Origin of the sequence: Pseudomonas sp. yb_2, assembly GCF_043103905.1 — a bacterium.
GTDB lineage: Bacteria > Pseudomonadota > Gammaproteobacteria > Pseudomonadales > Pseudomonadaceae > Aquipseudomonas > Aquipseudomonas alloputida.
On sequence record NZ_JBICKH010000082.1, the window covers coordinates 70,970 to 84,835 of the forward strand.

14 protein-coding genes are annotated in these 13,866 nt (G+C 62.5%); 7 read left to right on the plus strand and 7 right to left on the minus strand.

Going from position 1 to position 13,866, the window contains the following annotated elements:
- Positions 1-3: 3 nt before the first annotated feature.
- Positions 4-2,082: an ATP-dependent DNA helicase RecG gene (recG, locus tag ACF8FB_RS23025; protein ID WP_392512087.1), complete on the plus strand. Its 2,079-nt coding sequence runs from the start codon at positions 4-6 to the stop codon at positions 2,080-2,082.
- Between the two features lie 78 nt (positions 2,083-2,160).
- A complete protein-coding gene (locus ACF8FB_RS23030) occupies positions 2,161-3,564 on the plus strand; it encodes an aminoacyl-tRNA deacylase and HDOD domain-containing protein (RefSeq protein ID WP_010955806.1) in 1,404 nt (467 codons plus the stop codon).
- A gap of 180 nt (positions 3,565-3,744) precedes the next feature.
- On the opposite strand, the gene ACF8FB_RS23035 is transcribed toward ACF8FB_RS23030, so the two are convergent.
- The 4 genes from ACF8FB_RS23035 to ACF8FB_RS23050 all read right to left on the minus strand — a co-directional run bounded on the left by ACF8FB_RS23035 (position 3,745) and on the right by ACF8FB_RS23050 (position 6,086).
- Positions 3,745-4,119, minus strand: a complete 375-nt coding sequence (locus tag ACF8FB_RS23035) for an SCP2 sterol-binding domain-containing protein (protein WP_010955807.1) — start codon at positions 4,117-4,119, stop codon at positions 3,745-3,747.
- A 147-nt stretch (positions 4,120-4,266) separates the two neighbouring features.
- On the minus strand, positions 4,267-4,566 hold the full coding sequence (locus tag ACF8FB_RS23040) for an HU family DNA-binding protein (RefSeq protein ID WP_003253355.1): 300 nt from the start codon (positions 4,564-4,566) through the stop codon (positions 4,267-4,269).
- A gap of 187 nt (positions 4,567-4,753) precedes the next feature.
- Complete coding sequence (locus ACF8FB_RS23045) at positions 4,754-5,902, minus strand: NAD(P)/FAD-dependent oxidoreductase (RefSeq protein ID WP_392512089.1); 1,149 nt, start codon at positions 5,900-5,902, stop codon at positions 4,754-4,756.
- A gap of 16 nt (positions 5,903-5,918) precedes the next feature.
- A complete protein-coding gene (locus tag ACF8FB_RS23050) occupies positions 5,919-6,086 on the minus strand; it encodes a rubredoxin (protein ID WP_003253349.1) in 168 nt (55 codons plus the stop codon).
- Positions 6,087-6,310: 224 nt separating this feature from the next.
- Between ACF8FB_RS23050 and ACF8FB_RS23055 the strand changes: the two genes are divergently transcribed.
- Positions 6,311-6,868 (plus strand): chorismate lyase, encoded by a 558-nt coding sequence (locus ACF8FB_RS23055; protein ID WP_010955810.1) that lies wholly within the window; start codon positions 6,311-6,313, stop codon positions 6,866-6,868.
- Complete coding sequence (gene ubiA / locus ACF8FB_RS23060) at positions 6,868-7,758, plus strand: 4-hydroxybenzoate octaprenyltransferase (RefSeq protein WP_004575206.1); 891 nt, start codon at positions 6,868-6,870, stop codon at positions 7,756-7,758. Before ACF8FB_RS23055 ends, ubiA begins: the two co-directional genes overlap by 1 nt.
- A gap of 33 nt (positions 7,759-7,791) precedes the next feature.
- On the opposite strand, the gene ACF8FB_RS23065 is transcribed toward ubiA, so the two are convergent.
- Entirely contained in the window at positions 7,792-8,163 is a 372-nt protein-coding gene (locus ACF8FB_RS23065; RefSeq protein ID WP_020190123.1) for a hypothetical protein, read from the minus strand.
- A gap of 173 nt (positions 8,164-8,336) precedes the next feature.
- Between ACF8FB_RS23065 and phoB the strand changes: the two genes are divergently transcribed.
- The 3 genes from phoB (at position 8,337) to ACF8FB_RS23080 (ending at position 11,896) form a co-directional block, all read left to right on the plus strand.
- The gene (gene phoB / locus ACF8FB_RS23070; RefSeq protein ID WP_003253341.1) at positions 8,337-9,026 is read left to right on the plus strand and encodes a phosphate regulon transcriptional regulator PhoB; all 690 of its coding nucleotides are present in this window, start codon (positions 8,337-8,339) and stop codon (positions 9,024-9,026) included.
- Between the two features lie 48 nt (positions 9,027-9,074).
- Positions 9,075-10,382, plus strand: coding sequence for a phosphate regulon sensor histidine kinase PhoR (gene phoR, locus ACF8FB_RS23075; RefSeq protein ID WP_020190122.1), 1,308 nt, complete (start codon positions 9,075-9,077; stop codon positions 10,380-10,382).
- Positions 10,383-10,555: 173 nt separating this feature from the next.
- On the plus strand, positions 10,556-11,896 hold the full coding sequence (locus ACF8FB_RS23080) for a hemolysin family protein (protein WP_392512092.1): 1,341 nt from the start codon (positions 10,556-10,558) through the stop codon (positions 11,894-11,896).
- Positions 11,897-11,908: 12 nt separating this feature from the next.
- Here the strand turns inward: ACF8FB_RS23080 and ACF8FB_RS23085 are convergent, their stop codons facing one another.
- The gene (locus tag ACF8FB_RS23085) at positions 11,909-12,805 is read right to left on the minus strand and encodes a peptidoglycan DD-metalloendopeptidase family protein (RefSeq protein WP_104962825.1); all 897 of its coding nucleotides are present in this window, start codon (positions 12,803-12,805) and stop codon (positions 11,909-11,911) included.
- 146 nt (positions 12,806-12,951) lie between these two features.
- The gene (locus ACF8FB_RS23090; RefSeq protein ID WP_010955816.1) at positions 12,952-13,842 is read right to left on the minus strand and encodes a response regulator; all 891 of its coding nucleotides are present in this window, start codon (positions 13,840-13,842) and stop codon (positions 12,952-12,954) included.
- Positions 13,843-13,866 lie beyond the last annotated feature (24 nt).

Sequence of the window (13,866 nt, forward strand, 5' to 3'; positions counted from 1 at the left end):
GTCATGAGTGAGCTGTCGAAGGTCCCGGTCACAGTACTGAAAGGCGTGGGCGAGGCTATGGCGGAGAAACTCGCCAAGGTCGGCCTGGAAAACCTGCAGGACGTGTTGTTCCACCTGCCCCTGCGCTACCAGGACCGTACGCGTGTGGTGCCAATCGGCCAACTGCGTCCCGGCCAGGACGCGGTTATCGAGGGTGTGGTCAGTGGTGCCGATGTGACCATGGGCAAGCGCCGCAGCCTGGTGGTGCGCCTGGGCGACGGCAGCGGTGTGCTGACATTGCGCTTCTACCACTTCAGCAACGCGCAGAAGGAGGGCCTGAAGCGGGGCACCCACCTGCGCTGCTACGGAGAAGCCCGCCCCGGCGCTTCGGGCCTGGAGATCTACCACCCGGAGTACCGTGCGCTGAACGGCAACGAGCCACCACCACCGGTGGAACAGACCCTGACGCCGATCTACCCGTCCACCGAAGGCCTTACCCAGCAACGCCTGCGCCTGTTGTGCCAGCAGAGCCTTGCGCTGCTTGGCCCGCGTAGCCTGCCCGACTGGCTGCCTGACGAGCTTGCCCGGGACTACCAGCTGGCACCCTTGGACGAAGCCATCCGCTACCTGCACAACCCGCCGGCCGATGCTGACCTCGACGAGCTCGCCGAAGGCCAGCACTGGGCTCAACACCGCCTGGCCTTCGAAGAGTTGCTGACCCATCAGCTGTCGCAGCAACGCCTGCGCGAAAGCCTGCGCAGCCTGCGTGCGCCGGTACTGCCCAAGGCCACGCGCCTGCAGGCGCAATACCTGGCTAACCTGGGCTTCCAGCCGACCGGCGCGCAGCAGCGGGTAGCCAACGAAATTGCCTACGACCTTAGCCAGCACGAACCGATGATGCGTCTGGTGCAGGGCGACGTGGGTGCCGGCAAGACCGTTGTCGCTGCACTGGCGGCGTTGCAGGCGCTGGAGGCGGGCTACCAGGTGGCATTGATGGCACCCACCGAGATTCTCGCCGAGCAGCACTACATTACCTTCAAGCGCTGGCTGGAACCGCTGGGCATCGAAGTCGCCTGGCTAGCCGGTAAACTCAAGGGCAAGGCCCGGGCCGCCTCCCTGGAGCAGATCGCCAACGGCGCACCCATGGTGGTCGGCACCCACGCACTGTTCCAGGAAGAGGTAAGGTTCAAGCACCTGGCCCTTGCGATCATCGACGAACAGCACAGGTTCGGCGTGCAGCAACGCCTGGCCCTGCGCAGGAAGGGCGTGTCCGGCGAGCTGTGCCCGCACCAACTGATCATGACCGCCACGCCTATTCCGCGCACCCTGGCCATGAGCGCCTACGCCGACCTGGACACCTCGGTGCTCGACGAATTGCCGCCAGGGCGTACGCCGGTGAACACCGTGCTGGTGGCCGACAGCCGCCGCTTCGAAGTGGTCGAGCGGGTACGCGCCGCCTGCGCCGAGGGGCGCCAGGCCTATTGGGTATGCACGCTGATCGAAGAGTCCGAAGAACTCACCTGCCAGGCCGCCGAAAGCACCTATGAGGAGCTTGGCAGTGCGCTGGGTGAACTGAAGGTGGGGTTGATCCATGGGCGCATGAAACCGGCAGAAAAAGCCGAGATCATGGCCGAGTTCAAGGCTGGCAACCTGCAGCTTCTGGTCGCCACCACGGTCATCGAGGTGGGCGTGGACGTGCCCAACGCCAGCCTGATGATCATCGAGAACCCCGAGCGCCTGGGCCTTGCGCAGTTGCACCAGCTGCGTGGCAGGGTTGGCCGGGGCAGCGCCGTGAGCCATTGCGTGCTGCTGTACCACCCGCCGCTGTCGCAGATCGGCCGCGAGCGCTTGGGGATCATGCGAGAGACCAACGACGGCTTCATCATCGCCGAAAAAGACCTTGAACTGCGTGGCCCGGGCGAGATGCTCGGCACCCGCCAGACCGGTCTGCTGCAGTTCAAGGTCGCCGACCTGATGCGCGACGCCGACCTGCTGCCGGCCGTGCGCGACGCGGCCCAGGCTCTGGTATCACGCTGGCCGGAACACGTCAGCCCGCTGCTGGACCGCTGGCTGCGCCACGGCCAACAATATGGCCAAGTGTGACGCTAGTCCCAGAATGGATCCAGATTTGCTCGCAGGCTGGTTATACTTCGCGTTTAAAAGATACAGTGGATACGGACCATGACTGAAGTTGCCCTGGACACCGCAACCCCACACGCCCCCTCCGTCATCAGGCTGCTGCTCGACAAACTCGGCGTGCCCTACCGCCAGGTGGTCGAACACTCGCACCTGCCTGCGGCTTCGCGGGTGCAGGCTGTCCTTCTCGACGACGAGGTCGGCGCCCTCATGGTGCTGTTCCCGCAGAGCCACCTGCTGGACCTCAACCGGCTGGCCGAGCTGACCGGGCGCAAGCTGACCGCCGTGTCGGTGCCGCGCCTGAAGCAGATGCTCGACAAGCACCACCTCAAGGCCCTGCCGGGCATCCCGGCGCTGACCAGCTCGCCATGTCAGTACGAAAAGAGCCTGCTCGACGCTGAAACTGTCTTTATCCAGTCAGGCGAAGCCGGCCTGTTGCTGGAAATCGAACGCGCACACTTCAAGCGCATGCTGGCCAAGGCCAGCGCCAGCAGCTTCGGCCAGCAAGTCGAAGCGATCAGTCCCAATCTCGACCGCCCCGATGACGACACCCGGGAAATCACCGATGCGGTCCAGGCCTTCACTGCCCGACGCATTCAGAAACGCCTGGAAGAAACCATCGAAATTCCACCGCTCGCCGACACCGCGCAGAAGATCATCAAGCTGCGGGTAGATCCCAACGCCAGCATCGACGACATCACCGGCGTGGTCGAAACCGACCCGGCGCTGGCGGCACAGGTGGTGAGCTGGGCTGCATCGCCCTACTACGGTTCGCCAGGCAAGATCCGCTCGGTGGAAGACGCCATCGTGCGTGTGCTGGGTTTCGACCTGGTGATCAACCTGGCCCTGGGCCTGGCGCTGGGCAAGACCTTGAGCCTACCCAAAGACCAACCGCAGCAGGCCACGCCCTACTGGCAACAATCGATCTACACCGCCGCGATCATCGAAGGCCTCACCCGCGCCATGCCTCGTGCAGAACGCCCCGAGGCCGGGCTGACCTACCTGGCCGGGCTACTGCACAACTTCGGCTACCTGCTGCTGGCGCACGTGTTCCCGCCGCACTTCTCGCTGATTTGCCGCCACCTTGAGGTCAACCCGCATTTGAACCACACCTATGTGGAGCAACACTTGCTGGGCATCAGCCGCGAACAGATCGGTGCCTGGCTGATGAAGCTGTGGGACATGCCAGAAGAGCTGTCGACTGCCTTGCGCTTCCAGCACGATCCGGCCTACGACGGCGAATATTTCGCGTTCCCCAACTTGGTGTGCCTGGCCACCCGCCTGCTGCGCTCGCGAGGTATAGGCTCAGGGCCGCAGGAAGAGATACCTGACGAACTGCTGGAACGCCTGAGCATTACCCGGGACAAGGCCGAGGATGTGGTGAACAAGGTGCTCGAGGCCGAGAACCTGTTGCGTGAGCTGGCTTCGCAGTTCCATGCACCGCATTAAGCATTAACACATAGCCTGCGGGAGCAACTGTCTTGCTCAATTTCTAACAGCTGGCGCGATTTTGGACTGTGGGAGCGGGCTTGCCCGCGAACACCGGCGAAGCCGGTGCCATGCACCGCGTCGCTTGTTTCGCGGGCACGCCCGCTCCCACAGGTAAAGCGTCATCATCCCCGTCGGGCTTCAGCCTTTCTTCTTTGGTTTCAGGTATTTCATCAACCCCTGGAACCACATCACCAGCGCCGGGTTGCCCTTGATCTGGATGTGCTTGTCCTGAATCCCTTGCATGAACGCCAGCTGCTTGTTACCCGCCTGCATGGTGGCGAAGCCATAGGCGGCGTCCTTGAAGGCAATGGCGAATGCCGGCTGTGGGTGCGCGCCGCCCTTGCTGCTGATGCGCTCGTTGTTGACGATGAAGTGCCGGGCGACCTTGCCGTCCAGGGTCTGCATCTGGAACACCAGGTCCTTGCCCTTGAGCTGCTGCTGGAATGCGGGGTTATTACGGCTGGCCCTGGCCATCAACAGCCCCATGGCCCAGAGAAGAAAGCGGAACTTCATCAACGCGCCTCGAATGAAAAGTGACTAAGGCGCGCAGTTTATCCTTTTCCAGAACTATTTATGCAAGTTCGAAACATTTTGCCTGCAGAAAGCACAACGGGCGCCTTGGGGCGCCCGCTTGGCCGACACTGGGTTGTCAGAGAGCGATCACTTGCCTTTCTTGGCTGGCTTGGCGGGGGCGTTAACGCTGTCACGCAGGTTCTTGCCAGGCTTGAAGGCCACGGTATTGCTGGCCTTGATCTTGACCGGTTCCCCAGTTTGCGGGTTCTTGCCGGTACGCGCACCGCGATGACGTTTTTCGAAGGTGCCGAAACCGACCAGGGTCACGGTGTCCTTGTCCAGGGCACCGGTGATGCTGTCGAGAATCGCGTTCAAAACCTGATTGGCCTTTTCCTTGGTCAGATCAGCCTTATCGGCGATGACGGCGGCGAGTTCTGGTTTGCGCATAGTGAAGCCTCTTTGACGGAATTCTTGTTGTTATGCCGTGCTGCCTCTGGGAGCAGCGCTCAAGGCACCGCAGGCTCTAATCTGCGGCAGACGGGAGTGAGAATGGCACGAGCTCAGGGGCCGCGCCAGTATCTGGGCGGCCATTGTGCAGGCAACAACAGGATAAATCCGACAGAACGCGCGCTATTTACGCCATAACCGGTGGCAACTGACGATTCAGCGCCAGCTTCTCCATCACCGCCGCTCCGGTCAGGGCGTAGCCCAGCAGCTTGCCGTCGGCATCAAGGCAGAGCACCTTGAGGTCACTGCCCTGCCCCTCTACCTGCCAGATGCCTTCGCAGCCCTGTGGCGCTGGCGAGACCACCAGCGGACAGGCCGGGGTTTTCACGGTGATAGGCATCGGCCCGTAGGAAACTGCCGTCGGCTTGCCGGCCAGGGTTTGCGCCAGCGCCCGGGCACAGCTCATCAGCGGCATCACGTACAGCAGGTTGATGCCATCGACTTCGGCACAGTCGCCAAGGGCAAAGATGTTGGCGTGTGAAGTACGTAGCTCGCGGTCTACGCTTACGCCACGGTTGGTCTGCAGGCCGGCCGCGGCAGCCAGGTCGGTACGTGGGCGCAGGCCGATGGCCGAAACCACCAGGTCGCAGGCGATCACGCTGCCGTCCGACAGGTGCGCCTCCAGGCCTTGAGTCACCTGCTGAAGACGGGTCAGCACCGGCCCCAGGTGGAAGCGTACACCCAGGCCCTCCAGCCCACCCTGCACAGCCGCCGCAGCGGCCGGGTGCAGCAGGGTCGGCATGATCTGTTCACACGGCGCCACAACGTCGACCTTGAAGCCGCCCAGGCTCATGTCGTTTGCGAATTCGCAGCCGATCAGGCCGGCACCGAGGATCAGTACACGCTGCTTGCCAGCGGCGGCAGCACGGAAGCGTGCGTAGTCTTCCAGGTCGTTGATCGGGAATACCAGATGGCCGCCGTCACCCTCGATCGGCACCTGTACGGTCTGCGCCCCCCAGGCCAGCACCAGGTCGCGGTATTCCACGGCCTCTTCGCCGATCCACAGCCGCTTGTGGCCCGGGTCGATGCCGCTGATACGGGTATGGGTACGGATCTCGGCGTTCAATTGCTCGGCCATGGCGCCCGCCTCGGCCATGCACAGGCCGTCGGCGTCCTTCTGCTTGGCAAAGCCCATGGAAAGCATCGGCTTGGAGTACGAACGACCATCGTCGGCGGTGATCAGCAACAGCGGCGTCTGCGCATCGAGCTTGCGAAATTCACGGGCCAGGTTGTAGCCCGCAAGGCCGGTACCGATGATTACCACAGGGGACGTCATGTCGTGCTTTCCTCGATTAACCGATGGAGATCATTTCAAAGTCGCTTTTGCCGACACCGCAGTCGGGGCACAGCCAGTCTTCAGGCACATCCTCCCAACGGGTGCCGGGGGCGATGCCGTCGTCGGGCCAGCCTTCGGCTTCGTCGTAGATCAGGCCACAGACAATACATTGCCACTTTTTCATCAGGTCTATTTCCTCGGTTCAGGCTGGGGCTTGTGTTGCTGCTGATGGCCTCTTCGCGGGCAAGCCGCTCCTACAGTGACCGCGCAGGCCTGGCGGGCTTGCCCGCGCACAGGGCCAGCGCGCAATGCGTGGGGGCTTTGTAGCGGCCCTGCCGCCAGTATGCAAGCAGTTGGGGCAATCATGCTAAGCTCGCCGCCTCTCTGGCTGTAACAAAGCATACCGACGTGTCGTACGAATCCCCGCAAGCAGCCGCTGTCGCGTGGCTGCCGTATTCACAGCTGGCGACCGACATCGACCAGCCCACCCTTGACTGGCTGTTCGACGAGGGCTCGCTGACCCGCCGCCTGACCCGTCTGTCCATTGATCACTTTTCCGTCACCCCGTTGTTCGAGGGCTGGCAGCCGCTGCGCGATGACGAATGCCAGGCGCTGGGCATCGCTGCCGGCGCCGAAGGCTGGGTGCGCGAAGTGTATCTGCGCGGCCATGGCCAACCTTGGGTATTCGCCCGCAGCGTGGCCAGCCGCAGCGCCCTGGAACGTGGTGGCCTGGACCTGGAAACCTTGGGCAGCCGCTCGCTGGGCGAGCTGCTGTTCTGCGACCAGGCGTTCATCCGTCATCCACTCGAAGTGTGCACTTATCCACAGGCCTGGCTGCCGTCCGAAGCTGCACATGCGGCGCTTTGGGGCCGCCGCTCGCGCTTCGAGCGCAACGGCCTGGACCTGCTGGTGGCAGAAGTGTTCCTGCCGGCATTGTGGCAAGCGGCCAAGGAGGAAAACCGCTGATGTACCTGCAACTGCTCAAGTCGCTCAACCGCCTGCACCCACGGGCCTGGGACTTCGTCCAGCTCAGCCGCATGGACCGGCCGATAGGCATCTACCTGCTGTTGTGGCCGACCCTGTCGGCAGTGTGGATTGCCGGCAATGGGTCACCCACCCTGGCCAATGTGCTCATCTTCGGCCTTGGTGTGGTGCTGATGCGCGCGGCCGGCTGCTGCATCAACGACTTTGCCGACCGCAAGGTTGACGGCCACGTCAAGCGCACAGCAGACCGCCCCTTGGCCAGCGGCCGGGTGCGGCCACGCGAGGCGCTGACACTGTTCGCGATTCTGGTCGGGGTGAGTTTCCTGCTGGTGCTGTGCACCAACAGCCGCACTGTCTGGCTGTCGTTCGGGGCGGTGGCCTTGGCGTTCTGCTACCCGTTCATGAAGCGCTACACCTACTACCCGCAGGTGGTGCTGGGGGCGGCGTATTCGTGGGGCATTCCCATGGCTTTCACAGCCGCTGGCGGTGAACTGCCGGCCGGCGCCTGGCTGCTGTATATCGCCAACCTGCTGTGGACGGTAGGCTACGACACCTACTACGCCATGGTCGACCGCGATGACGACCTGAAGATTGGCGTGAAATCCACCGCGATCCTGTTCGGCGACGCTGATCGCAGCATCATCCTGACCCTGCAGCTGCTGTCGCTGGGCTGCCTGTTGCTGGCCGGTAGCCGCTTCGACCTGGGTGGCTGGTTCCACCTTGGGTTGCTGGGTGCGGCGGCGTGCTTTGCCTGGGAATACTGGTCAACGCGCAAGCTGGACCGGGAATCGTGCTTCAAGGCATTTCTGCACAACCACTGGGCAGGGATGCTGGTGTTTATCGGAGTTGTGCTGGATTACGCGTTGCGCTGAGTAGTTTGGGGCCGCAAAGCGGCCCCTGCTATCTCATGGCTTGGCAACGTGCCAGACGTCTTTCATGCCGTCACCGGTCATGTCACCGGCCTTCTTGTCCTTGATGAAGGTATACAGCGGCTTGCCGTCGTAAGCCCACTGCATCGAACCGTCGTCACGCGTTACATGGGTCCATTTATCCTTCGGTGCTTCGTCTTCTTTCTTGACCATCAACGGTGGCCAGTTCTTGGCGCACTCGCCATTGCACATCGACTTGCCACCCGCATCCTTGTCAAAGGTGTACAGGGTCATGCCGGCATGATCGACCCACATGCCATCCTTCTCCATGGCATGGTGGGCCAACGCCACCCCCGGCAGCGCCAACGCAGTGAAAAGGGCCATCCAGCTCAGCGTATGTCGTGTCATTGGATTCACCATTGTTTCGGGGGGAAATGAGTTCGGATTGCCATCAAAGCGGCCCTCTGTAGCCTAGTTCAGTCACGGAATGTCGCCAGAACGGCCAACACCCTGTCACACAGCTGCAATAATTCCGTTATCTAATGCGGGCCAAGACACCGAATCCAGGAGAGGTTTTGAGCATGGTAGGCAGGAACATTCTGATCGTCGACGACGAAGCGCCCATTCGCGAGATGATCGCCGTTGCCCTAGAAATGGCCGGCTATGACTGCCTGGAAGCGGAAAACTCCCAACAGGCCCACGCGATCATCGTCGACCGCAAACCGGACCTGATCCTGCTCGACTGGATGCTGCCGGGCACCTCCGGCATCGAGCTGGCCCGCCGCCTGAAGCGCGACGAACTGACCGGCGATATCCCGATCATCATGCTCACCGCCAAGGGTGAAGAGGACAACAAGATCCAGGGCCTGGAAGTGGGCGCCGACGACTACATCACCAAGCCGTTCTCGCCGCGTGAACTGGTAGCGCGACTGAAAGCCGTGCTGCGCCGCACTGGCCCGAGCGACAGCGAGGCGCCGATCGAGGTCGGCGGCCTGCTGCTCGACCCGATCAGCCACCGTGTGACCATCGACGGCAAGCCGGCCGAGATGGGCCCTACCGAATACCGCCTGCTGCAGTTTTTCATGACCCACCAGGAGCGCGCCTATACCCGCGGCCAACTGCTGGATCAGGTGTGGGGCGGCAACGTCTATGTCGAGGAACGTACCGTCGACGTGCACATCCGTCGCCTGCGCAAGGCACTGGGTGAAGCTTACGAGAATCTGGTACAAACCGTCCGGGGCACTGGCTACCGTTTCTCGACCAAGAGCTGATCGAGTTCCCGAGCGCCAAGCTGCACGTCGTTGTACAAGGACCGTCAATTGAACCAGAACTGGCACGCAACCCTGATTCGCCATCTGCTGTTGCTGATTACCGTCTGCCTGATCGGCGGGCTGGTCAGCGGCTACTACGGCTGGAGCCTGGCCATTGGCCTGGCGCTCTATCTGGGCTGGACCCTCAAGCAACTGCTGCGCTTGCACGACTGGCTGCGCAATCACCAACCCGACGAAGCACCGCCCGATGGCTACGGCCTGTGGGGCGAGGTATTCGATAGCATCTACCACCTGCAACGCCGCGACCAGCGCGTACGGGGCCGCCTGCAGGCAGTGATCGACCGGGTGCAGGAGTCCACCGCTGCGCTGCGTGACGCGGTGATCATGCTCGACAGCGACGGCAACCTGGAATGGTGGAACCGCGCCGCCGAGACTCTGCTGGGCTTCAAGACCCCACAGGACGGCGGCCAGCAAGTGACCAATCTGGTGCGCCACCCGCTCTTCAAAGAGTACTTCGAGGCAGAAAACTACCTCGAACCGCTGGAAATCCCTTCGCCGATCAATGACCGCATGCGAGTGCAGTTGCACATCACCCGCTACGGCAACAATGAACACCTGATGCTGGTGCGCGATGTCACCCGCATTCACCAGCTGGAACAGATGCGCAAGGACTTCGTCGCCAACGTGTCCCACGAGCTGCGCACGCCGCTGACGGTAATCACCGGCTACCTGGAAACCCTGCTGGACAACGTCGAGGACGTGAACCCGCGGTGGAGCCGTGCCCTGCAGCAGATGAGCCAGCAAGGCTCGCGCATGCAAACCCTGCTCAACGATTTGTTGCTGCTGGCCAAACTGGAAGCCACCGATTACCCATCGGACAACCAGCCGGTGGCAGTCGATGCCCTGCTCGCCGCCATCAAGAACGACGCCCAGGCCTTGTCCGGGCCGCGCAACCAGCGCATCAGCCTGGAAGCGGCGCCTGGCGTCAAGCTGAAGGGCAGCGAGTCGGAACTGCGCAGTGCCTTTTCCAATCTGGTGTTTAACGCGGTCAAGTACACCCAGGACGAAGGCAACATCCGCATCCGCTGGTGGGTCGATGCCCAGGGCGCACACCTGTCGGTACAGGACTCGGGGGTGGGCATCGATGCCAAGCACTTGCCACGCCTGACCGAGCGCTTCTACCGGGTAGACTCCAGCCGTGCATCGAATACCGGCGGTACCGGGCTGGGGCTGGCAATCGTCAAGCATGTGCTGATGCGCCACCGCGGCAAGCTGGAAATCAGCAGTGTACCGGGGCATGGCAGCACCTTTACCTGTCACTTTCCGCCAGCACAATTGGCCAACGAAAAGGCTTGAGATTGGGGCTGCGGCGCAGCCCTTCGCGGGCATGCCGGCTGCCACTGGGCCCGCAATGAGTCCGCTGCCCTTTGCTTTTACAGCCCCAGCCGCTACATTGGATCCCCTGTGCCAGCAAAAGCTGGCACTTTTTTTCTCTCTATCTCAAAGACGGACCCCGAAAAAACTCCATCATGGACCCTTCCTCTGGTATTAGCCTCACCTCGCTATTCGCCGACTTCGGCATGATCATCTTTGCCTTACTGCTGGTGCTGCTCAACGGCTTCTTCGTTGCTGCAGAGTTCGCCATGGTCAAACTGCGCGCCACACGCGTAGAGGCCATCGCCGAAAAGCACGGCTGGCGTGGCAACATCCTGCGCAAGGTTCACAACCAGCTCGACGCCTACCTGTCGGCCTGCCAATTGGGCATCACCCTCGCCTCGCTGGGCCTGGGCTGGGTGGGTGAGCCCGCCTTCGCCCACTTGCTGGAACCATTGCTGGCCTATCTCGGCGTGGACAGCGCCGAGCTGGTCAAGGCGATCTCGTTCTTCGTCGCCTTCTTCGTCATCTCGTACCTGCACATCGTGGTCGGCGAACTGGCCCCCAAGTCCTGGGCTATCCGCAAGCCAGAGCTGCTGTCGCTGTGGACCGCCGTGCCGCTTTACCTGTTCTACTGGGCGATGTACCCGGCCATCTACCTGCTCAATGCCAGCGCCAACACCATCCTGCGCATTGCCGGCCAGGGCGAGCCTGGCCCGCACCATGAGCACCACTACAGCCGCGAAGAACTCAAGCTGATCCTGCACTCCAGCCGTGGCCAGGACCCAAGCGACCAAGGCATGCGCGTGCTGGCCTCGGCCGTGGAAATGGGCGAGCTGGAAGTGGTCGACTGGGCCAACTCGCGTGAGGACATGATCAGCATCGACGCCCATGCGCCTCTGAAGCAGATCCTGGCCCTGGTGCGCCGCCACAAGTTCAGCCGCTACCCGGTGTACGACGCCGAGCGCGAAGAATTCACCGGCCTGCTGCACATCAAGGACCTGCTGCTGGAGCTGGCTGAGCTGGAGCACTTGCCAGAGACCATCGACCTGGAGGACCTTGCCCGGCCACTCGAACGCGTGTCGCGGCACATGCCGCTGGCACAGTTGCTGGAGCAGTTCCGTAAGGGCGGCGCGCACTTCGTGCTGGTCGAGGAAGCCGATGGCAAGGTGATCGGCTACCTGACCATGGAAGACGTGCTGGAAGTGCTGGTAGGCGACATCCAGGACGAGCACCGCAAGACCGAGCGTGGCATTCTTGCCTACCAGCCGGGCAAGCTGCTGGTGCGTGGCGACACCCCACTGTTCAAGGTCGAGCGCCTGCTGGGTATCGACCTTGACCACATCGAGGCCGAAACCCTGGCCGGGTTGATCTACGAGACGCTCAAGCGCGTGCCTGAAGAAGAGGAAGTGCTGGAGGTCGAAGGGCTGCGCATCATCATCAAGAAGATGAAAGGGCCCAAGATCGTCCTGGCCAAGGTGCTGAAGCTGGATTGATGGCTAAATCGGTCAGGGGTTGCCGGCAGTGAAATCCGGCAATCCGCTGATCGGTCTGTCGAAGCGGTAAGGTATCGATTCCAGCGCCAACCCCACATTGCGCTGCACCACAAAATGCAGGTGCGGCCCAGTGCTGTTGCCGGTATTGCCCGACTTGGCCAGCATCTGGCCCTGCCGTACCCGTTGCCCCTCCGCTACCACCACCGAACCACGCATCAGGTGAAGGTATACGCCCATGGTGCCGTCCGGGTGCAAAATCCTGACAAAGTTACCCGAGGGGTTGGGGCCGCGCCCGCTCTGGCTGTTCTGCGTCTTCACCACCACCCCTTCCCGCGCCGCGATGATGGGTGTGCCTTCGGGCATGGCGATATCCATGGCGTAGCGCCCTCGGGGCCCAAAATGACTGACACGGCCATTGGGGCCCTGAGTGACGCGGAACGGCCCGCCAATCCACGGGAACGCATAGCGGAAGCCTAGCGGCCGTTTGCCCGGATCACCCATGGCCTGCAGCAGGGTCGAACGGTAGTTCAGCAGCAGCCCGGGCCGCCCCCTGAGCACACTGAGCATCTGCGTGGTGCGCGGCGGCAGCAGCCGGCGCACGATACGCGGGGCATCACCGCCTTGTGCGTTGACCAGGTTGTCCAGCCGCAACTCTACCTCTACCGGCACATGCAGCTCGTTTCGTGCCGAAAAGCTCACGCCACCGTCGAAGGTTTTCGCGTTCAGCAGTACCTGGCCTTCGAGCGTTTCGACCATGGGTTCGAGCAACACCAAGGGCTTGGCGCCGGGGCCAGGGCGGTCGGAATAGGAGACGACACCGGAATCGTCAGTGATCTTGTAGAGCGTCACGCCCTGGCTCGACGCCGAGGCCATGAGCAATGCACAGAACAGCAGCAGGCGCGCGGGCATGATAGTGGCTTTTTGACAGTTATGATCTGTCGAAGCCTAGCAGCGGGTTTTACGGTAGGTATTGCAGTTGGTCGGATGGGGCAACTCGGGCTTGGGCAGAAGCAGCCTTGTGCTGCTCCTGCCCAAAGCATGACGCGGGGCCGGGGTCAGGCACCGGGGGTGAAGTGCTTCTGCGCTGTGCCGCGGGCAATCAACCGAGACAGGTAGTCGAGCTTCTGGGCATCCTGGTCGACAAACTTGAACGTCAACTGCAACCAGTCGCTGTCAGGTTTTGGCTCCAGCGCCGCCACCGCATGCAGGTAGCCGTTCAGGCGAGCAACTTCGGCACTTTCGCCCTGCTCCAGGTCCAGCACCGCACCTTCCAGCACCTGTGGCAGCGCTTCGCTGCGGCGTACCACCAGCAGTGCCTCTTTCAGGCTCAACGCCTTGATCACGCATGGCTGCATGCCACTGGCCAGGCGCAGCTGGCCCTGGCCACGGCCGCTCGGCGCGGGGGCGGCAGGTGCGGGCGCCGCGACCAAAGGCTTGGCCGGTGCCGGTGTCGGCGCCGCCACCTTGACCGCTTCGGGCTTGCCCGCAGTCAGCGCGTTCAACGAGTCGTTGGCAAAGGCCGGGTTGGCTCGCGCCGGGCCGATGGCCATCAGGCTGTCGAGCTTACCGATCTTGGTCAGGGCTTTCTTTACCTTGGTCAGCAGTTGCTCGTTGGTGAACGGCTTGCCTACAAAATCGGAAACACCCGCCTGGATCGCCTGAATGACGTTCTCCTTGTCGCCACGGCTGGTCACCATGATGAACTGCAGGTTCTTCAGTGCAGGCTGCTGACGGCACCAGGTCAGCAATTCCAAGCCAGACATTTCCGGCATTTCCCAGTCGCACAGGACCAGGTCGAACGCTTCCTTGCCGAGCATGGCCATGGCCTTGCGACCGTTGATAGCGTCGTCGATGGCCATACCCGGGAAGGCATTACGCAGACACTTGCGGACCAGATCACGGATAAACGGGGCGTCATCCACGACCAGCACATTCACTTTACTCATCGATACTCCTTTTGAATCCCGACT